The sequence below is a fragment of the Rothia sp. HMSC072B03 genome (assembly GCF_001809565.1).
Lineage (GTDB): Bacteria > Actinomycetota > Actinomycetes > Actinomycetales > Micrococcaceae > Rothia > Rothia mucilaginosa_A.
In genome coordinates, this window is the sequence record NZ_KV797968.1 from 218,534 (window position 1) to 237,281 (window position 18,748).

Genomic DNA, 18,748 nt, shown 5'->3' on the forward strand with positions numbered 1-18,748 from the left:
ACAAGCCTTTCTCCTGAGAATGTGCACCCGTCATGTCCGTCTCACTGTCGTTCGACGGCTTCAACCCAGGATTCCGCCTCGTTAGGGCTCGGCGGCTTCGGCGCATGATTTATTGCCTCGCGCGCTCGGAATCCTGCGCCTCAGTTCGCGCGCTCAGAATCCGGATTCTCAGCGGGTGCGTAAGAGGTTTTTTCATGCCCAAAAACGGGTGCGTAGGCAGTCGGATACCCGCCATGCTCAGCAGTAATGTGCTTTCTATTACTTTTCCCTCATAAGGCTTGCGTGGCATCGCAAACCTGTAGTAAAGTCTTATTCGTTGCCTACGCAATGCGCAGGGAACGTAGCTGGAGGATTCGCCTAGCGGCCTATGGCGCACGCCTGGAACGCGTGTTGGGTTAACAGCCCTCGGGGGTTCAAATCCCCCATCCTCCGCCACCGATCCCCGGTCTTAGATTCTAAGGCCGGGGATTTTTTGCGCCCTTGCTACTATTTCCTCAGAGCCCCTCGGGGTCCGTGCCGCCGGGCGTCCGAAAAACCTGCAGAAAGCACCACCATGATTTTCAAAAAAGTAGGCGACAGCCGCCCCTACCCCCAGCACGGCATGACCCACGCCGACTGGGGCGGTATCGCGCCGCAGCAGGTGCGTCTCGACACCCTCATCACCACCCAGAAGACCCTCAACCTTGAAACGCTCCTGGCCGAGGACTCCACCTTTTACGGCGACCTCTTCCCGCACGTGGTCAAATGGGGCGGCGAACTCTACCTGGAGGACGGTGTGCACCGCGCGCTCCGCAACGCCCTGCACCGCCGCGCCGTCATGTACGCGCGGGTGCTCGACCTGGACTCCATCTCCCCGGCGCTGTTGCCCGGGGCCCGCAACTAGGCGACGCCGGGCGGCTTTCCGAGCCCGGACCGCGCGGTTGCCCGCAGAACCGTACAACGCAGGTGCCGAGCCATTCTATGAACGGCTCGGCACCTGCGTTTTAAAGTTTCAACGTATATCTGCGCGACGGAACTCCGTCGAACACGCCACCGCGGTAGAAAGGGGCCTACGCGGCATCCTTCTGGACGGAGTCGTCCTGCGCGAGGGCCAACTGGGGCGCGAGTTCCTCGGAATCCAGGCGTACCGGGTTGCCCTCGGTATCGAAGCGGGCGCCCAGACCCATCTGAATAAAGCGAATCGTGTTGAGAATCTGGTGCTCTCGGGTCTGCTCGTCCGGCGCGTCCTCGGTGCGTCCCGCGCTCGAAGAAAGCGAGCCGTGCACCAGCATCGCCAGCTCGCGGATATCGTTCTGCGGAATGTACTTCTCGGCGATGGCCGCCGAAAGGATGTTCGCCAGGACCATCTGCAACTCCTGCACGTGCTTGCCGAGCTTCGCGTAGGACTCGGGGGAGAGCATGGAGCGCATGGCCGGGCCCGGGGGCAGGTGGCGGCGCGCCAGGTCGTTGATCTGCAGGCGGATGTACACGGCCAGTTGGTCGATGGGGTTCTCGATGCCCTCCAGACCTTCGCGTAGCTCCTTGAGGAAGCGTCCGGTCTCGTCCAGGGCGTAGGCGACCAGCAGTTCACCCATGTCGGCGAAGTAGTTGTACACGGCGGTGCGGCCGATGCCCGCGTTCTTGGCGACGTCGGTCATGGTCAGGCCGGGCAGGCCTCGGGTGTAAAGAATCTCGCCAAAGGAGTTAAGGATGGCGCGCTTGGTGTTCTCGCGCTGGGCGGCGTTGGTGGCTGCAGAAATACGTGGCATAGTGACACCTTACCGCAGAATGTCAGCAAATGACGAATATATCGAATGTGTCACCAAGAAATTTGCATAATCCATGCGAATTTTCGCGTTTATGACAAAAACAAGCCCCTACAGGAACCCCAAACGCGTCGCCGTCGCCAAATCCGCACCCACCAACGACGCAATCGGATACCCCGTATGGCCACGCCCCGGAGTCACCTGCAGTAGCGTCCGCGCGCCCAGCCCCTCATAGAACGCGATGCCCTCCTGCGCCGCAATACGCGCCGACCAGCTACCCTCAGTGCTCGTCGCCATGCGCCGCCGAGCCGAAGGGGAACGCCCATCCAGCACACCCACGTGCCAGCTCATCAACAGATGCTCATGCGAGGAAGGACTCAGCGCAGCCCGCTCACGCACCCGCGCAGGTATGCCGTCAGCGCCGCCGCCACCGATGAAGGTGGCACCGCCACCGTGAAGCCAGTCAATATCGTGCGACAGCAGCTCATAGCTGAGGAACTCCGCACCACCCGAATAGCCCGCAAGCCAGACGCGGCTCATATCCACCCCGTACGCCAAGGAAATCTCCTCAATCAGGGCGCGAACCATCCTGCCGTTTGAGCGGGCACGAACCCACCAGTTATAGGTCAGCGGAGGCGCATAAGAATCGGTGTCGGTAAGGCGCGGCTCCCGCAGACTACCCGGCGACAGCACCGGCACCGACAGCATATTGAACTCAGCCGCCACCTGCGCCAGCTCGGCACGCAACGGGGAGGTGCGGCGCAGCAGGCGGCTTCCGGCGCGTGAGATATGGTCGCCGTCGAAGTAGAGGAGTAGCCCGGGCGCCCGGCCGGCGGCGGGATCGCTGAGCAGGTTGAGGTTATCCACGCGGTAGTAGATGGTGCGCCCGCGGTGCGAGAACGGGCGGTAACCCACAATCTCCGAGGAGGCGAGTACGAGCGGCTCAAATACCGTGGCGGCCGCCCGAATTAGGCGCGCCGCGCGGGGGAGGAGCGGATGCAACCGCGGAATGTGCGCGCTGAGCCGCCGCTGGTTGCGGTGGATCAGCGGACGACGCAGGCGGTGGCTCAACCTCTTCATGGCTCCATTGTAGGCAGAGCCTCGAAGCCGGACGGCCACCTCTCGCCGCGCGCCGAAACGCCGTGGAGGTGCATGGGGCGGCTGCGGCCGAGCGTCCGAACTTTAGCGTGGGCGGCCCCCAACCTGCCCGGCGTACGGTATATGGGTACTATTAGAGAGGCTCGGGTGGCAGACGAGCCCACCGAACGCGGTCTACGTGCCGCATTTGAAGTTTACGGTGGTCAGCCCACCACACAACCACCACTAGAAACACAACGCATGAGAAAGAACCTGGGGAGAGTTATGGCTAAACCCGTTAGCGAGTCGAAGGCTCAGACGAGCACCGTGAAGGTGCCGTGGGCCGGTCGTCGCGGCTACTTTGATCTGTTGCTGGCTGCATCCTGCGTCATCCTGATTATCTCGAATATTGGCGCAACCAAGGGCGTGGAGTTCGGCCCGTTGCCCTTCGATCTGCCCGTTATCGGTAACACCATCGTGACCGACGGCGGCTTCTTCCTCTTCCCCCTGGCCTATGTGATTGGTGACCTGCTCTCCGAGGTGTACGGCTTCAAGCGCGCTCGCCGCGCCATCGTTGCTTCCTTCGTGGCCGCCGCCTTTGCCGCCGTGTGCTTCCTGGTCATCATGTACCTACCGGCCGCGGGATTCTACGAGAACCAGAAGTCCTTTGAGGCGGTGTTGGGCCCCGTATGGCAGATTTACGCCGGCTCTCTGCTCGGTTACCTGTGCGGCCAGACCCTGAACGCCTGGATCATGGTGTCCATGAAGAAGGCTACCAAGGGTCGTTTCCTGTGGCTGCGCATGATTGTCTCCACCCTGGCCGGCGAGCTGGTTGACACCTTGATTTTCTGCTCGATTGCGGCTCCGGTGCTCGGCATCGAGACCATCGAGGCTTTCCTGAACTACGTGCTGGTCGGCTACGTCTACAAGTGCCTGGTTGAGGTTATCCTCATGCCCATTAGCTACCCGGTTATCGGCTGGTTTAAGCGTCACGAACTCGAGTACGTGGCCTAGCCCCGACACCGGACTGACGCACGAGGCCGCTCGATTGTTTTGCTCGGGCGGCCTTCCTCTATTCACACTTCATTTTCGATACACAGCATTCCTAACGAAAGCGACACGTTATGTCTACACTGCGGGAGAATACCTCTGAGCAGTCGAAGGGCGACTCCCTGAGTCGTTCCCTGTCCCACGGTCAGCTGACCATGATTGCGATGGGTCTGGCGCTGGGTACGGGTCTGTTCCTGGGCTCATCCTCCGCGATTAAGATTGCGGGCCCGGGCGCTATTGTCTCCTACGCGATTGGTTCGATGATTGCGGCGATTATTGCCGCCTGCGCGGGCGAGATGTCCGTGCGCCACCCGGTTCAGGGCGGCTTCGGAACGATTGCAAGCCGCTACCTGAACCCCTTTAGCGGCTACATCACCCGCTGGGCCTACTGGGCCTGCACCGTGCCGCTGGCCGGTGCCGAGCTGGTGGCCGTGGGCCATTACGTGGCGTTCTGGTTCCCGCAGATTCCCCTGTGGGCTTCGGTGACGTTCTTTGGCGTGCTGATCCTGGTACTGAACCTGGTGAGCGTGAAGTCCTTCGGCGCGTTGGAGTTCCTGCTCTCCTCGATTAAGGTGTCCGCGGTCATCGTGTTCATGGTGATTGGCCTGCTGCTGGTGTTCGTGGGCCTGCCGAACCACGGCGCCGCAGGCGTGCAGAACCTCGTCAACGACGGCGGTTTCCTGCCGAACGGCCCTATGTCGATTTGGATTTCGATGGCCGTGGTCATGTTCTCCTTCGGCGGTGTCGAGATGATTTCGCTCTCCGCCGCGGAGGCGAAGGACCCCGCCCGCTCGGTGGCCTCCAGCGTGAAGGCGATGATTTGGCGTCTGTCCACCTTCTACGTGGTGTCCATGGCGATTATTCTGTGCCTGGTGCCGTGGCAGACGGCGGCGCAGAACTCTGACCTGACCGAGTCCCCCTTCGTGATGGTCTTCTCAGAGATGGGTATTCCCTTCGCGGCCGACATCATGAACTTCGTGGTGCTGGTGGCAGCCCTGTCGGGCGCGAACGCCTCGCTGTACGCGGCAACCCGTCTGATGCACGCCCTGGGCGCCGACAAGATGGCCCCCGCGGTTGCGGCCCGCACGACCTCCCGCGGCGTGCCGATGGTGGCCCTGCTGATTTCCTTCACCGGCGTTGTCGTGGCGACCGTGATGGCCGTGGCCAAGATCGGTAACATCTTTGCCCTGCTGATGGCCCTGGTGACCCTGTGCATACTGATTGTGTGGATCATGATTCTGCTGACCTACCAGGCCTACAAGAAGGACCAGGGGGATGCCTCCTCCTTCACGGTGCTGGGCGGCCGCTTGACGGCGGGGCTGGCCCTGGTGGGCGTGCTGGGCACCCTGGTGGCCCTGTTCATGCTGGACGGCTCGGGCGTGCAGGAATCCATCATGGTGGGTGTGGTCTTCTTCGTGCTGATTTCTATCGGCTACGCGGTTGCCTCGCTCCGCCTGGGCGGGTTCAAGCGCCCCGACCTGGATGCAATGCACGAGGCCGAGGAGCCACAGACCCAAGCCACCGAGTCTTAGTCTCAAGTTGAGGTTATAGGATGGGGCGTCGCGGGCAAGAGCCGCGGCGCCCCGTCGCATCCGGTAGCTCCCGCCTCTGCCGCAGGACGTGCGAACCGGCACCCGTACAATGGAATTATTCGCGCCCGCGACCCAGCGGTTTTGACCCCTCGGTTTCTGCAGCGCGAGCACACAGCACACATCACGCCCTCGGGCGTACTAAAGGAAGGCACAGCCGTGTCCCACAATGACAGCACCCGCGGCCCCGTCGCCGCGGGAACCGCCGAGCCTCGAACCCTTAAGCGTTCCCTGTCCCACGGGCAGATGACCATGATCGTGATGGGTTCGGCTCTCGGCACCGGCCTTTTCCTGGGGTCGGGCACCGCGATTGCCATGGCCGGCCCCGCGGTTATTCTGACCTACGCCATCGGTTCGGCGCTCGCTTCGGTGATTGGCGCGGCGACCGGTGAAATGGCGATTCGCTACCCGGTGCGTGGCGGCTTCGGCACGATCGCGACCCGTTACCTGGGGCCCTTCGCGGGATTCCTGACGCGCATCGCCTACTGGACGGCGACGGTGCTGATTGCCGGCGTGGAGCTCGTGTCGGTGGCGACCTACCTGAATTATTGGTGGCCGCAGCTGCCGCTGTGGGTGGGCATCGCGGCATTCGGCGCGGCGCTGATTGTGCTGAACCTGACGAGCGTGAAGTCCTTCGGCATGCTGGAGTTCTTCCTCTCCTCGATCAAGGTCATTTCGATTGTGGCCTTCCTGCTGGTGGGCCTGTGCCTGATTTTCTTCGGCCTGCCCGGCCACGCCGCGGTGGGTACCGCAAACCTCTTCAATGACGGCGGTTTCATGCCTAACGGCCCGGAGTCGGTGTGGCTGTCGCTGGCCGTGGTGATGTTCTCCTTCGGCGGTATTGAGATGATCTCGATCTCTGCTGCGGAGGCGAAGGACCCCTCCCGTTCGGTGCGTTCCTCCGCGAAGGCGATGATGATTCGCCTGGCGACCTTCTACGTGCTGGCGGTGCTGATTGTGGTGGCCGTTATTCCATGGCGTTCGGCATCGGGTCTGGGCGACGCTGTGGATGCTTCCCCGTTCGTTCTGGTCTTTGAACAGCTGGGTGTGCACGGCGTGGCGCACTTCGTGAACTTTGTGGTTCTGATTGCGGCCCTGTCGAGCGCGAACGCGAACCTGTACGCCGGCGCGCGTCTGCTGCACTCCCTGGCGGTTGACGGTATGGCTCCTCGACCGCTGGCCGGGGTGAACCGCGCGGGTGTGCCTGCGCGTGCCGTGTGGCTGTCGACTAGCGGCATGGTGATTGCTATTCTGCTGGCGCTGTACAGCCCCAAGGAGGCGTTCCTCTCCATGATTTTCGTGATTATGGTGTGCGCGCTGACCGTGTGGGTTCTGATTCTTTTCGCCTACATCGTGTACAAGCGCGTTGAGCCCGCCGCGCACGGGTTCCGCCTGTGGGGTGGACGCTTCACCGCCGGCGTGGGCATTGTTCTGCTTTTCGCGGTGTGGGTGGCGCTCTTTAGGGTGCGCGGATCCGCGATTCCCTCCGTGGTGGGCGTGGGCTACTTCGTGGTGCTGAGCGTGCTGTACTTCGCTCGTATCCGTCACAGCCACACGATTGACGACCAGACGTTTGCGGAGGCGCAGCGGGCGACGGAGGGCTACGATGCGGCGCAGCACGACGCCGACCACGCCCTCGAGACCGCGGCAAAGCTGGGACGTTAACCCCCCTCGCGGTTCTCTCGCGGCGCGAACGTCAAGAAACGAAAAATACGGAAGATTAAGGCTTCTGCCGTAATATAACCGTAAAAATAACGCAGGCCCTCAAAAGAGGTCTATTATAAATAGTGAACCGTATGATCTTGTATGCGTTCAAATGTCTGTGTGTTGGATGAGGCCTGAAAGCATCGTAGCTTTCGGGCCTCATCGTTTTAATTCGAGCCAATATTTTTAGTAGTGAAATTTCCGAAGAACATAGATTTTAATGTAAATATGTGTTTATGTGTGAATTTTCCGGAGTATTTCCGAAAGGAGTAGAGTTTAAAGCCATGCAAAGCCACGAAAACCCTCAGAAAACCACTTCTGCGGCCGGCGCCTCCTCCGCCACGACCGCGGCCGATGAGCTGACCGTGTACGTCCCCGCCCGCTGGGGCGACATGGACGCCTACGGACACGTCAACAACGTTGCCATGCTCTCGATCATGGAGGAGGCCCGCGTGGCCCTCTTCGGCCCGCCGCCTTCCTCGGGACAGAAACCGACCGTGGCACCCAACCCGCCCATCCCGCTCTTCGACCTGGTGCCCGAGGGCGTTCAGGCCCTCATCGCCGAGCACGGCATCCGCTACCTCGCGCAGCTGCCCTACACCGGTGAGCCCGTGCCTGTACGTGCACGCGTGGAAAAGGTGAGCGCCGCATCCGTGCGTATCGGCTACTCGATTATCTCCCCGGTGGATCAGCGCGAGTGCGTGCGCGCCTTCACCGTGCTGGCCTTCTGGGACTCCGTGGCGGGGCGACTGACTCGACTCAGCCCCGAGCAGCGAGAGCTGCTCAAGTCCTTCCTGCCGAAGGAATAAACGCGGGAGGGTACGGGCCTGCGCAGCCCGGATGGCTTGCGCGCAGGCCCGTATTCAGGCGGTGTTCACGGGAAACGCGTATGCTTAAGGTACCTTCTGCAAAGGGTGCAAAAGGTACAGCCCAGGAGAGAACAATGTCGTTTCACCACACTCAGGTAGCCCCCGCAGGCTGGGGTCGCCGCACCGTGCGCGCCACCGGATGCGCCGCCGTCCTACTCCTCGCCCTGACCGGATGCTTCGGCGGCTCCCAGAGCACCGCCGAGTCCTCCCCGAACCCCACCGCCACGGCCTCACCCACCCGCCACCCGCTGCCTTCCTCCACGGCCACGCCGACTCCGAACACGCCGACGCCGCACGCAACGACCAGGCCGACCGTCACGGAAACTACGGCCCCCGCCTCAACCGCTGAGTCCGTCCCCTCCGCATCCTCGGCGGTTGCTGAGACAAAGGCAACCCCCGTCGCGGATGCCAGCCCCGCCGCCGCTGAGACGCCGCGCGCGCCCGAGAAGGTGGAGGCCGAACGCGCCTCCGCCGGTGAGCGCTGCGGGCACATTGGCCGCAAGGGCTACCTGAAGACCGGCGCGGAAATCATGGTGCTGCGCGGCACCGTGGACTGCGCCCACGCCCTGGACGTGCTGACCGAATACGTCACCACCCCGCGGGCTGACGACAACCTGACTCAGAACCAGATCGCGAAGGTCCAGGACGCCACCTGCTACTGGAACCCGCAGTACGAGATGGTCGAAAACCGCCGCGAGGATCGCGGCGCCCCCGAGTGCACCATCGGCGAGGACACCGCCTTCGTGGCTCGCCTGCAGAACCCGGATGCCCCCGAGATCCCGTTCCTCATGGAGCCTGCCCGCTACGATTCCGGTGCCGGCTACTACCGCTTCAAGAGCTACGACGAGCGCACCGTCTGCGAGCTGAACCCCGCCGAGTCCACCCTGGCCTGCGAGCGTCGTCTGGGCGGCCAGCTCACCGACGGTAACGGCGCGGTGGGCCGCACCTTCTCGGCACCGGTGCGCATCACCCGCATGAACTTTGCCACGGGAGCCTACGACGAGCGCGTGGAGGACGTCGCCCCCGCGACCCTGCACGCCGAGAGCACGACCGCGAACACGCTCATGCTGCGACCGAATAACGTGACGGTGTTCCCCACCGATTCCGGCAAGCAGATTACCTGCTACGGTGAGCCGGAGGAGGGCGTGATGACCTGCCACGACGGCGGAACCTACTCGGTGCCCATTGGCGGCGGCCAGTTCTAGGTCGGAGTGAGATCCCGGGCGTGACGAATCGCGGAGGGGGCTCCCCGCAATGACGGGGAGCCCCCTCCGCCCATACATAGCTTGTGGAAGTGCGGCATAGCCCCCGCATAGGCGGCGTTCTAGAATGGTTAAGGAACCCGGAACCAAAGACGCAGAAAGGTCACCATGCAACCGGCACAGACCCCTCACCCGCACCGCCGGACGAAACGCTACGCCCCCGCAGCCCTTGGCGCGACGCTCCTGCTCGCCCTCGCGGCCTGCTCCGGAGGCGGCGGAACCTCGGCCTCGCCGAGCACCACCGCGACCCCCAGCCCCAGCGCGACGAGCGCGAAGGCAACTCCCACCCCCAGCCCCACTCGCACCGTGACCGTCACAGAAACCACCCCGACCCCCGGAACGGTGCAGACCGCGACCGCGGAGGCGACCGTCACCCCGGGCACCATCACGACCGCAAGCGCTACGGCTACCGCGAGCGCGCAGACCGGCGGTCAGGCTCAGGCTTCTTCGACGGCCCGAGCTTCTTCGGCCCCCTCGAGCACCGCCTCGCTCTCCTCCTCCGAGGTGAAGTCCGCGGGAGGCACCTGTGGCACCCTGGAGGCCACCGGATACCTGAAGCACGACGCCACGGTTCAGGTGGCTTCCGGTGCGGTGGATTGCCTGTTTGCGCGTGAGTTGATTCGCCAGTTTGTGGTGCAGAACCCAGCCGAGGTGACCGATAAGGCGAATGGTGAGCGTACCGTCATGTCGGCACGCTGCTACTGGAAGCCGGGCGACGGCGTGGACCGCGCGACCCCCGAGTGCGTGTCCCTGGACGGCGGTAACACCGTCATCACCGCGAAGCTGACCAACTAGCCGGCATCTCAAAGCCCGCGCGATTCAAGAGACGGACCCTACAACACGAGCGCCGCGCTGACGATTCAATCGTCAGCGCGGCGCTCATGTTATTTCGAGAAGCCCGTGCGGTGGGGTCTACGCCTCGCCGCGGGTGGCGAGCACGTCGTCCAGGCGGGCGAAGGTCGAACGCCAGGTGGTGCGCACCTCCTCGTGAACCGAGGGAGGCATGGGGCCAATCTCCACGACGATACGGGTTCCGGACCCCACGCCGTCGGCGGTAATCACGGTCTCGGGGAAGAAACGGTGACGCTGGTAGACCAGCACGCTGCCGGGGTTGCCCAGGTGATCGGGCAGCTGCTCGGCGTACTCAATCTCCTTGAAGGGCTCGATGGCCAGAAAGCGGCTCTGCAGGATGCAAGACACCGAGGGGTCCACCTCGTTGATCATGGACAGGCGCTGCATGCCGCCCACCACGGGTTCAAGCACCACGTCGGTGGGGCGCACGTGCCAGCCGGCCGGGCCGTACCAACGGACCAGCAGCTCGGGGTCCATGTACGCGCCGAAGACGTCTTCGATGGGTGCGGCAATCTCGTGGTCGAAGACGAGGAGCTCCTCGTCGGGGACGCGGGTGATGCTCATGGTTTTCTCCTGATGAGGTCGTGGGCTGTGCGGTCGGCGGGCTTAGGGCTTCTTACCGGAGTAGTAGTTACCGAGGAACTCGTCGCGGTACTCGAAGTAGGTGCCGTCCTTGATGGCCTCGCGGGCGTCGTCCACCATGCGCACGATGAAACGCTCATTGTGGATGGAGGCGAGGGTCGCCGCCAGGCGCTCGTCGGCCTTGAAGAGGTGACGCAGGTAGGCGCGGGTGTAGTGGGTGCAGGTGTAGCAGTCGCAGCCCTCGTAGATGGGCGAGAAGTCCGCCTTGAAACGCGCGTTGGTGATGTTGTAGCGGCCGGTGGGGGAGTAGACGGCGGCGTTGCGTGCCACGCGGGTGGGGGAGACGCAGTCGAAGGTGTCTACACCGTTTTCGATGCCGACGAAGATGTCGTCGGGTTCGGAGATGCCGAGCAGGTGGCGGGGCTTGGATTCGGGCAGCTCTTCGGCGCACCAGCGCACGATGGTGCCGAGGTTTTCCTTCTCGAGCGCACCACCGATGCCGAAGCCGTCGAAGGGCATGGAACCGAGGTCCTGGCAGGCCTTGCGGCGCAGGTCTTCGTACTGGGCGCCCTGAATCACGCCGAACAGCGCCTGGTAGGGCTTACCCACGCGCTCTTTGGTGAGGCGCTGGTGCTCGGCGATGCAGCGCAGCGCCCACAGGCGGGTGCGTTCGAGCGCCTCCTCCTGGTAGCCGCGGGAGTTGTAGAGGGTGGTCAGCTCGTCGAAGGCGAACATGACGTCGGCACCGATCTGGTGCTGAACCTGCATGGACACCTCGGGGGTGAAGCGGTGAATCGAGCCGTCAATGTGCGACTTGAAGTTCACGCCGTCGTCGTCAATGTGGGCGAGGCGTTCCTTACCCTTTGCCACGTCATCGTCACCGAGGGGGCGACCGTCGGCGCCCTTAGCGTCCGCGACGGTACCCATGTCGATTACCTTCTTGAAGCCGGAGCCCAGGCTCATGACCTGGAAGCCGCCGGAGTCGGTGAAGGTGGGTCCGTCCCAGTTCATGAAGGCGCCCAGGCCGCCTGCCGCATCCAGGATTTCGGGGCCGGGCTGCAGGTACAGGTGGTAGGCGTTGGAGAGCAGAGCCTGAGCGCCGAGCTCCTTCATGGATTCGGGCAGGACCGCCTTGACGGTTGCCTTGGTGCCCACGGGGGTGAAGGCGGGGGTCTGGATCTGTCCGTGCGGGGTGGTGATGACACCGGTGCGTCCACGGAACTGTCCGCCGTTGGCTTCTACACGTTCAGCGCTGGGAGAGGCGGTGTCCGCCAGGCGGCTGGTGATGGTGAAGCCAAAGTCCTCGGTGGGGAAAGAGTTATCTAGAACGCTCATTCTTCTCTCGATTGTTTGCTTTCCGTCTGAATGTCTACACCCTAGCCTACCGGAAAACCCCGCCTCTCTTGCCGGAGGCGGGGTTCACGAGAATTTAGCTGAGGGTAGCTGATTTTAGCCGGCGAAGTCGCCGAGCATATCCACAGTCGGCACGAAGAAGAGGGTGCCGGTCACCGCGGTGCTGAAATCCAGCAGTCGGTCGTAGTTGGCGCCATCCACTCCCATGAACATGTTCTTCAGCATCTTCTGAACGGTCGAGAAGGTGCTGGCGTAGCAGATGAAGTAGGTGCCCAGCTCGTTGTTACCCACGGTGCCGAAGGGCATGTTGTCGCGAATAACCTTGAAGTCGTCACCGATATTGGCGATAGCGGAGTGCGAGTTGGCGGGCTTTTCGTCCTCGCTCATCTCGATGTCGTCGTGCTTGGAACGGCCGATGACCTTCTCCTGCTCCGAGACGGGCAGGGCGTTCCACGCGGTCATATCGTGGATGTACTTCTGCACGAACTGGTAGCTACCACCCCTGTACATGGGGTCGCTGTCACCGATGAGACCGAAGTATTCACGTGCCGCGGGGGTCTGCGGGTTCTCGGTGCCGTCCACAAAACCGATGATGGAGCGGCCGTCCCAGTAGCGGAAGCCGTGTACCTCATCCAGTACCTCAGCAATATCGCGCAGAGCCGCGGTAATAGCGGACGCCATATCGTAGGCGACGGACGGCTGAGTCGCGCGGATGTGGAAGTGCAAATCGCCGGGAGTGGACACCGCGGTGTGCTTGGGGCCCCTAATCTCCTCGAAGTCCACAAGCTCCTGCGGCAGCGGCTTGGGCAGATCCAGGGTCAGCCACGCGCTGTGGCTGATACCCAGCACAATGCTGGCGTTCTCGGACGAGTAGCGGTTCGTGGCGGTGTGGTTGAGGTTAATGACGAGCCCGCAGAGGTTCTGGAACCCCTCAATGAGCGCATCCTGGCTGATGCCTTCCTTGAACTTCCACACCATGAAAATGGTGTTAGCGTTCGGGCTGGCGGTTACCTGTTGTGATTCTGAAGCAAGCATAAAATTCACCGTACGCCCGCGTGCACGCACCCGCAATGAACCCAGCCCTAACATACCGCCCGGTCTCTAGTAGCCGCGGTGCGAAGCGATATCGCGAGCATGGGCCAGGCGCGCGGCGGTCTCGAGAATAATCCAGGCCTGCAGCTGCGTGGAGAACTCTACGGGCACGCCGGGCTTGAGCGCCTCGCTCGTGGCCTGCGTGAAGCGCGGGGAGAACTGCACGAGCGCCCGACCGCGAATCTCGTTGGGGTCGATGCCCAGCTCGTTCATCGGCAGGTTCGGGTCGAATTCGCGGCGGCCCTCCCACAGGGCGCGGGCGGTCGAGTAGATAAGGCTGGAGGCCAGGGCGCGGGCCTCGTCGCTCAGCAGGGGCGAGGATGCCGCCATGCCCAGGTAGCGCACCAGGATACCGGTGAAGAGGCCGCCATCGCCGTCGCCGTGCGAGATGAGGATGCGGCGGCGCGCTCCGGAGACAAATTCGACCTCCTCGGTCATGTGCTTCACGATGCCCACAATAAGGCGCTCCGCACGCTCGATAGGGTCCACCTCGCAGGGCACGCCGGAGGCGGCCAGGGTTAGCAGGGCACCCAGTGCGGTGCCCTGGTTGTAGGTGTACTCGCCGCGTTCGAGCTCGTACTCCTCGCCGCGAACGTTCACGCCGTCCATATAGAGCGAACGTTCTGCGTCCCAGAGGGTTGCGTTCATCCAGTCAATGAGGGCGGCGGCGGTGTGCGGATCACCCGCGCGAGCGTATGCGATAGCTGCCGGTGCGGTGGCCGCGGCGTTCACGAAGTCGCGCTTGGACTTGCGCCAGCTCATGCCTCCGCCGGGCGCGAAGCCCTTGGCGAGCTGCTCGAAGAGGGCGGCCCCGGCGTCCTGTGCGGCCACGTCGTTTGCGCCGGTCAGCTCAATCGAGAAGGAGTTCATGCGGCCCACCGCGAGGGTCAGCCAGGCCATGTCGTCAAAGTAGTCGTTGGCGTAGCGGCCAAGGTTGCGCACGTTGATGCCGCGCAGCAGCGAGCGGGCACGGTGCAGCTGCTCCTGAGCCTCAGTGATGCGACCCTCGCGCAGGTGGCGCTGGCCGGCGTCGATGATGCACTCGAGCAGGTGGGCCTGCCACCAGTAGTGCCACGTGTTCAGGCGCTGGCTCAGCGGGCGGGGGTCGGGTACCTGAATGGATCCGATGAGCGCTCCGGGCACGCCGAGGATGCGGTGCACGAAGGTGTCGGTGACGCTGACGGCTGCGGCCTCGGCGTGGGAGGAGGTGCGTTCCGCGTACTCGCTCATAGATGCCGGGGAGTGCGCGGTGTGGGAAGACGGCTGGGAATTCACGGTGCCCTCTATATGTGTACGGTGAAGTCTTACTTCTGCATTATCGCATTTTTTGGTGCCGGGTCATCACCGGTCCCTCCGGGGGTTCAGCTTGCCTCCCACACCGCACTGTTCTTGCTCTCCCATGCACTTAATGCGCGACCGCTACGCAGGCTGATGGGCTCGCCGGTGATGGGATGTTCGAAGCTCAAAGTGTAGGCCAGCAGTTGCAGCGGGCGCTCGGGGCGGTCGGGTCCGTCGGGGAGCACACGCGGGTAGAGTACGTCCCCAAGAATCGGGGCGCCCAGCAGGTTCAGGTGCGCTCGCAGCTGATGGGTCTTACCGGTGTGCGGGGCGAGGTCGTAGAGGCCCCACGGGCGACCGGATTCGACGCCCCAGGCCTCGGCCTCGGCCGGGTTGGGGGTGAAGGTTTCCAGGATGCGCGCGGTGGTGAGGGTGTTCGGCTCCACGCCCCGCGCCACGCACTCCGTCTCTGAGAGCTGCCGGACCTGCAACACGTCGCGCACCTTCTGAATGTGTGAACGCACCCGCAGCCCCTCCGTGCTCAGGGCTTGTTCGGCGGCGGTGGGGTCGGCGGGCACCGGGGCCACAGCGCGGTAGGTCTTCGATACCAGGCGGTGCTGGAACATCATCTGGAAGGGGCGGCGCGCCTGAACGGTTTTGGCGAAGAGTAACACCCCGGCGGTGGGGCGGTCGAGTCGGTGAATTGGGATGAGCAGCGGGTTGCCCTCGCGCACGCGTAGCTTGGTCAGCGCGGTCTGCGCGATATAGGAACCGCGCGGGGTGGTGGGCAGAAAGTGGGGTTTGTCGATGGCCAGCACGTGCTCGTCCTCGTAGAGTACCGGCATGTCGGAGGGGAGTTCGGGCTCATCGGCGAGCTCGCGGAAGTACCAGATGCGCTCGCCGGGCGCGTAGGGGCTGGAGGCGGTCAGCACCGTGCCGTCATCCAGGCGCACCTCGCCGGTTTCGAAGCGGGAGTGAATAATCTGCGGGTCGTTCGGGTAGAAGCGCGCGATGAGGTAGTCGGCAATCGTAGCGGGGACGCGTCCGCCGGGGGCGAGTGCCTCCGGGAGCTCCTCAGGGTGGGGGAGCACGAGCTGGATGGGGTCGATGCCGTTCTTCTGCGCCAGCGGAGGGGCCAGCAGGCGGCGATGCGTGCGGCGGGCGGGCTTGGCATGCTGCACGGAGGTTTTCTGCACGGAGGCGCTCCGAGCAGAGGTGCTCAGCTCCGGGATGTTACGGGCCCTCGGCGTGTCGCGGTGGGAATCGTGGGTGGGCATGGCTCTACTGTACCGGTTGGCGCGGTGGCCTAGAGGAATCGCAGATTTATCTGACACTCATCTGTTCTTGTGGGAATAGGTGGGGATAAAAACGAAATACTCACACATTTTTGAAAATATTCGGGATTTAATTTAAAAAAATAAAGCTAATTTTACAAAAACAAATGGATATATACGTTATTTTCGAAAACCCTGTCAAACCATCAGTAATAAATACTTCATTTAGAGTATATAGCCCATTGCAGATTAAAAGATGTGAAGCGTATAGAGACCTGGTAGGCTGAATAGCCTACGTCATAAATACTTTTAAAAAGGCTGAGAAGCGCATTAAAGCGTTACGATTAAGACACAGAAGTTCGAAAAATCGAACGAAGGGGTCGAAATGGGACAGAAACAGCGTAAGGAAGTAGAGATTAAAGGAACTCCCCCGGTTGCACCGGTGCAATCTGACACTTCACACGCACCTCAAGGCACAGTCGCCGAGGCTAAAGTTTCTGCGCCGTTCACCGAACAGGGCGCAGAACACCGCACCGCGGGTGCGTTGCGAATGGAACCGCACGAGCGTGAAGAGCAGATTCTTCAGGTGGCTTCGGAACACTTTGCGCGCAAGGGCGTGCTCGGCGCATCCATGAGCGCCATCGCTCGCGATGCGGGCATCACCCGCGCGTTGCTCTACCACTACTTCCCCGGCAAGGACTCGCTCGCCGCGGCGGTCACCCGCCGCGAAGCTAAGGCGGTCCTCGAGGCCCTGGGCGAGCATCACGAGAACCCCGAAGAGGCTCTGCGCAACGCACTGCGCACGTACTTCCTCGTGGTGGCGGGCGTCCCCACCCCCGGCGGTGAGGACTTCCCCAATAACCCCACGGACTACCTCGAATGGATGCTCAAGCGTACCGGCATGCCGATTAACGACCGCACCCGCGTCATTCTCGGCGGCTGGTTGCAGCTCGTGGATTACTTCGCCCTGCACGTGGTGCAGCTCAACCCCCGCGACCAGCGCACCGTGCGCACCCGCGGTCTGGGGCTGGAAGAAGCCATTGACCTGTGCCTGGGTGCCGTCGATACCCTCACCGGAGGCTACTAGCCTCACGGTCCGCAAACTTCCCTCTCCGATGTTTGGTTGCAGGATTCGACGACAATGGGGCCGCGGATCCCCGGACGGATATTCCTCCGCCGGGCCCCCGGGCTCGAGCCGGTGGGCCGAGGTATCGCGCCACGGCCCACCGTCTCGAGGACCCCGAGAGCGCGGCGGATTCCGGGAATACCATCCGGTTTGTGAGTAGGGAACGCAGAGCGCCCCGCACCTCCCTCATGGGGAGGCACGGGGCGCTTTGTCGTGCGCGGAAGGCCCTCTGCGGATGCCTCGCCGCGTCGGGGAGCTTAGGCGCCTAAACCGGTACGGGCGAGCCGGCGCTAGAGAGGCCGGCGCATGGAGAGCCCGCGCACCGTGGCGTAGAACCCCTGATGCTGCAGGGCGCGGCGCAGAATCTGTACCGGATCCTCACCCTGCCGGTTGAGGGTGGGGGAGTCGGTGAGAAGCTCCACGTCGTTGACCTTCTCAATCGAGATCTTATCCATGCCGCCCGAGTCCATCATGCGCGCGATGGCCGGGGCGGCCGCCTCGAGCAGAACCGGGTCGGTCGTAAAGATGAGCAGGGTCTTCGCGCCGCGCTCCAGGTAGAGCACAGGCGCACCATCCACGAGCACCACGCAGGCGCCGGCCTTGCGAGCCGGGCGGTGCCGCAGGGGTGCCGAGCCCTCCGAGAGCTTCGACAGCTCGGGCCAGGCGAGGGCGGCACCGTAGGGGTTGGCCGGGTCCGTGGCGGCCAGAAGCGTCACCGTGAACGTGCCGAACACCTCCTCGGTCGCGGTGCGGCGCGGTCGCTCATCGCGCGGGCCGAGGCGGTCGGCCGCCGAGCGTAGCGCATCCACCGTGGCGGGGGCCGCGAACTGTGCGGCGCCCAGGCCCTCGATAAAGTAGCCGCGGCGCACGAGCGCACGGTCCTCGGCCTCGGAGTAGATGCGGTAGAGCTGGCTGAAGCCGCCGGGGGAGTCCTCGCCCTGCAGGCAACCGCGCGTAAGCACGCCGTAGCGGTCCAAGAGCAGGTCGGCGCGCGCCAGGGCAGCCACCGTGGGGTCCAGAGGCTCGCCCAGTAGGGAGTCTACGCGAGAGAAGCGGCCGCTATCCTGCGGGGCCACCGGCGAGGGACCGCCCCCGGCGTACCCGCCGCGCAGGGAACGGCCCATCGAGGCTCGCGCCGCCGCGATGCGGCCGGCTCCGCGGCGACCCACCCGCGAGAGGCGAGGGGCGGCCGCCGGGGTCGGATGCGCGCTCCTGACCCCCGCAAGCGTCGCGCGAACCGGGCCGAAGGAATCGTTCGTCAGCACGCCGGCCCACACGAGGCGCCACAGGGTGCTCGAGAGCTCGGCGGTATCCGGGAATGAGACCGTCTGGCCGGGGGCCGCCGCCCCACTGAGAATCTGAACGACCCGCTCGCGCAGGGCCGGCACGAAGAGGCCGCCGTGGGCGAGCGCCTCGTGGATTGCGTGCTCGAGGGTGCCGGGGGTCTGCAGGCGCTCGAGGAGCTCGGGCTCCTCCTCCCGCAGAAAATCCGCGGGGTAGCCGGGGCCCAGGGTGAGCGGCGCGCTCTCGCTCAGGTGCAGGCGAATCCAGCCGTCGGAGCGCTGGGAGGCGCCGCCGAGCCGACCGGCCCCGGTGAAGAAGACGCAGCCGGTCATCATGAGCTCGTCGAGCAGGTGCGGGCGGTAGCCCTTCACACGGGCCGGCAGGATGAGCGTTTCCAGAGCGGAGGCGGGCATGCGCACGCCGGCCAGCTGGTCGATGGCGGTCAGCAGCTCCTCCTGCAGGGCGGGCTCGTCGAGGCCTTGAGCGCCGTTCGGCGCGCCGGTCTGTTCCTCCCGGGCGTTCTCGGGCGCGGCGGAGGTGAGGGGTGCGGGTGCCTCGTCGATAATTCGGGCCGTGCGTTGCGGCTCGAGGTACGCGCCGTAGGCGCTCGC

The 18,748-nt window shown here is 64.0% G+C and carries 15 protein-coding genes, 1 tRNA gene and 1 pseudogene; 9 read left to right on the forward strand and 8 right to left on the reverse strand.

The features are described from left to right. Positions 1 to 346 precede the first annotated feature (346 nt). Both HMPREF2630_RS03155 and HMPREF2630_RS03160 read left to right on the forward strand, forming a co-directional pair. Positions 347 to 435, forward strand: a tRNA-Ser gene (locus HMPREF2630_RS03155). A 118-nt stretch (positions 436 to 553) separates the two neighbouring features. Then, positions 554 to 883 (forward strand): type II toxin-antitoxin system VapB family antitoxin, encoded by a 330-nt coding sequence (locus HMPREF2630_RS03160; RefSeq protein ID WP_049333972.1) that lies wholly within the window; start codon positions 554 to 556, stop codon positions 881 to 883. Positions 884 to 1,049: 166 nt separating this feature from the next. Here HMPREF2630_RS03160 and HMPREF2630_RS03165 read toward each other — a convergent pair whose 3' ends face one another. Together HMPREF2630_RS03165 and HMPREF2630_RS03170 are read right to left on the reverse strand one after the other, a co-directional pair. Next, positions 1,050 to 1,748: a TetR/AcrR family transcriptional regulator gene (locus HMPREF2630_RS03165; protein ID WP_070483339.1), complete on the reverse strand. Its 699-nt coding sequence runs from the start codon at positions 1,746 to 1,748 to the stop codon at positions 1,050 to 1,052. 108 nt (positions 1,749 to 1,856) lie between these two features. After that, positions 1,857 to 2,825, reverse strand: coding sequence for a hypothetical protein (locus HMPREF2630_RS03170; RefSeq protein WP_070483341.1), 969 nt, complete (start codon positions 2,823 to 2,825; stop codon positions 1,857 to 1,859). A 282-nt stretch (positions 2,826 to 3,107) separates the two neighbouring features. On the opposite strand from HMPREF2630_RS03170, the gene HMPREF2630_RS03175 reads away from it, so the two are divergent. The 6 genes from HMPREF2630_RS03175 (at position 3,108) to HMPREF2630_RS03200 (ending at position 10,091) form a co-directional block, all read left to right on the forward strand. Next, positions 3,108 to 3,836 (forward strand): queuosine precursor transporter, encoded by a 729-nt coding sequence (locus HMPREF2630_RS03175; protein ID WP_070483343.1) that lies wholly within the window; start codon positions 3,108 to 3,110, stop codon positions 3,834 to 3,836. A 110-nt stretch (positions 3,837 to 3,946) separates the two neighbouring features. Next, positions 3,947 to 5,404: an amino acid permease gene (locus HMPREF2630_RS03180; RefSeq protein WP_070483345.1), complete on the forward strand. Its 1,458-nt coding sequence runs from the start codon at positions 3,947 to 3,949 to the stop codon at positions 5,402 to 5,404. 216 nt (positions 5,405 to 5,620) lie between these two features. Continuing rightward, entirely contained in the window at positions 5,621 to 7,126 is a 1,506-nt protein-coding gene (locus HMPREF2630_RS03185) for an amino acid permease (protein ID WP_070483347.1), read from the forward strand. Positions 7,127 to 7,449: 323 nt separating this feature from the next. Continuing rightward, positions 7,450 to 7,974, forward strand: coding sequence for an acyl-CoA thioesterase (locus HMPREF2630_RS03190; protein WP_070483349.1), 525 nt, complete (start codon positions 7,450 to 7,452; stop codon positions 7,972 to 7,974). 134 nt (positions 7,975 to 8,108) lie between these two features. Beyond that, on the forward strand, positions 8,109 to 9,239 hold the full coding sequence (locus HMPREF2630_RS03195; RefSeq protein WP_070483351.1) for a phosphoglycerol transferase: 1,131 nt from the start codon (positions 8,109 to 8,111) through the stop codon (positions 9,237 to 9,239). Positions 9,240 to 9,404: 165 nt separating this feature from the next. After that, positions 9,405 to 10,091 carry a hypothetical protein gene (locus tag HMPREF2630_RS03200; protein WP_049342706.1) on the forward strand — a complete coding sequence of 229 codons (687 nt, stop codon included), beginning with the start codon at positions 9,405 to 9,407 and terminating at the stop codon, positions 10,089 to 10,091. Positions 10,092 to 10,208: 117 nt separating this feature from the next. Here HMPREF2630_RS03200 and HMPREF2630_RS03205 read toward each other — a convergent pair whose 3' ends face one another. The 5 genes from HMPREF2630_RS03205 to HMPREF2630_RS03225 form a co-directional block, all read right to left on the reverse strand. Continuing rightward, a complete protein-coding gene (locus tag HMPREF2630_RS03205; RefSeq protein WP_070483353.1) occupies positions 10,209 to 10,712 on the reverse strand; it encodes an SRPBCC family protein in 504 nt (167 codons plus the stop codon). A 42-nt stretch (positions 10,713 to 10,754) separates the two neighbouring features. After that, positions 10,755 to 12,065 carry a tRNA guanosine(34) transglycosylase Tgt gene (tgt, locus tag HMPREF2630_RS03210; RefSeq protein ID WP_070483355.1) on the reverse strand — a complete coding sequence of 437 codons (1,311 nt, stop codon included), beginning with the start codon at positions 12,063 to 12,065 and terminating at the stop codon, positions 10,755 to 10,757. 114 nt (positions 12,066 to 12,179) lie between these two features. After that, positions 12,180 to 13,118 carry a Dyp-type peroxidase gene (locus HMPREF2630_RS03215; protein ID WP_070483357.1) on the reverse strand — a complete coding sequence of 313 codons (939 nt, stop codon included), beginning with the start codon at positions 13,116 to 13,118 and terminating at the stop codon, positions 12,180 to 12,182. A gap of 66 nt (positions 13,119 to 13,184) precedes the next feature. Continuing rightward, the gene (locus tag HMPREF2630_RS03220) at positions 13,185 to 14,450 is read right to left on the reverse strand and encodes a glycoside hydrolase family 76 protein (RefSeq protein ID WP_083298875.1); all 1,266 of its coding nucleotides are present in this window, start codon (positions 14,448 to 14,450) and stop codon (positions 13,185 to 13,187) included. Positions 14,451 to 14,536: 86 nt separating this feature from the next. Further along, positions 14,537 to 15,730, reverse strand: coding sequence for a pseudouridine synthase (locus HMPREF2630_RS03225; protein WP_083298876.1), 1,194 nt, complete (start codon positions 15,728 to 15,730; stop codon positions 14,537 to 14,539). A 382-nt stretch (positions 15,731 to 16,112) separates the two neighbouring features. Between HMPREF2630_RS03225 and HMPREF2630_RS03230 the strand changes: the two genes are divergently transcribed. After that, entirely contained in the window at positions 16,113 to 16,814 is a 702-nt protein-coding gene (locus HMPREF2630_RS03230) for a TetR/AcrR family transcriptional regulator (RefSeq protein ID WP_246822748.1), read from the forward strand. 329 nt (positions 16,815 to 17,143) lie between these two features. On the opposite strand, the pseudogene HMPREF2630_RS03235 reads toward HMPREF2630_RS03230, so the two are convergent. Continuing rightward, positions 17,144 to 18,748: pseudogene (locus HMPREF2630_RS03235) on the reverse strand (ATP-dependent helicase); the annotation flags it as partial.

Bases quoted from the DNA above. Each gene is read 5' to 3' on its own strand.
- HMPREF2630_RS03160 (WP_049333972.1), top strand. From the start codon at position 554: ATGATTTTCAAAAAAGTAGGCGACAGCCGCCCCTACCCCCAGCACGGC.
- HMPREF2630_RS03165 (WP_070483339.1), bottom strand. From the start codon at position 1,748: ATGCCACGTATTTCTGCAGCCACCAACGCCGCCCAGCGCGAGAACACC.
- HMPREF2630_RS03170 (WP_070483341.1), bottom strand. From the start codon at position 2,825: ATGAAGAGGTTGAGCCACCGCCTGCGTCGTCCGCTGATCCACCGCAAC.
- HMPREF2630_RS03175 (WP_070483343.1), top strand. From the start codon at position 3,108: ATGGCTAAACCCGTTAGCGAGTCGAAGGCTCAGACGAGCACCGTGAAG.
- HMPREF2630_RS03180 (WP_070483345.1), top strand. From the start codon at position 3,947: ATGTCTACACTGCGGGAGAATACCTCTGAGCAGTCGAAGGGCGACTCC.
- HMPREF2630_RS03190 (WP_070483349.1), top strand. From the start codon at position 7,450: ATGCAAAGCCACGAAAACCCTCAGAAAACCACTTCTGCGGCCGGCGCC.
- HMPREF2630_RS03195 (WP_070483351.1), top strand. From the start codon at position 8,109: ATGTCGTTTCACCACACTCAGGTAGCCCCCGCAGGCTGGGGTCGCCGC.
- HMPREF2630_RS03200 (WP_049342706.1), top strand. From the start codon at position 9,405: ATGCAACCGGCACAGACCCCTCACCCGCACCGCCGGACGAAACGCTAC.
- HMPREF2630_RS03205 (WP_070483353.1), bottom strand. From the start codon at position 10,712: ATGAGCATCACCCGCGTCCCCGACGAGGAGCTCCTCGTCTTCGACCAC.
- tgt (WP_070483355.1), bottom strand. From the start codon at position 12,065: ATGAGCGTTCTAGATAACTCTTTCCCCACCGAGGACTTTGGCTTCACC.
- HMPREF2630_RS03215 (WP_070483357.1), bottom strand. From the start codon at position 13,118: ATGCTTGCTTCAGAATCACAACAGGTAACCGCCAGCCCGAACGCTAAC.
- HMPREF2630_RS03225 (WP_083298876.1), bottom strand. From the start codon at position 15,730: ATGCCCACCCACGATTCCCACCGCGACACGCCGAGGGCCCGTAACATC.
- HMPREF2630_RS03230 (WP_246822748.1), top strand. From the start codon at position 16,113: ATGGGACAGAAACAGCGTAAGGAAGTAGAGATTAAAGGAACTCCCCCG.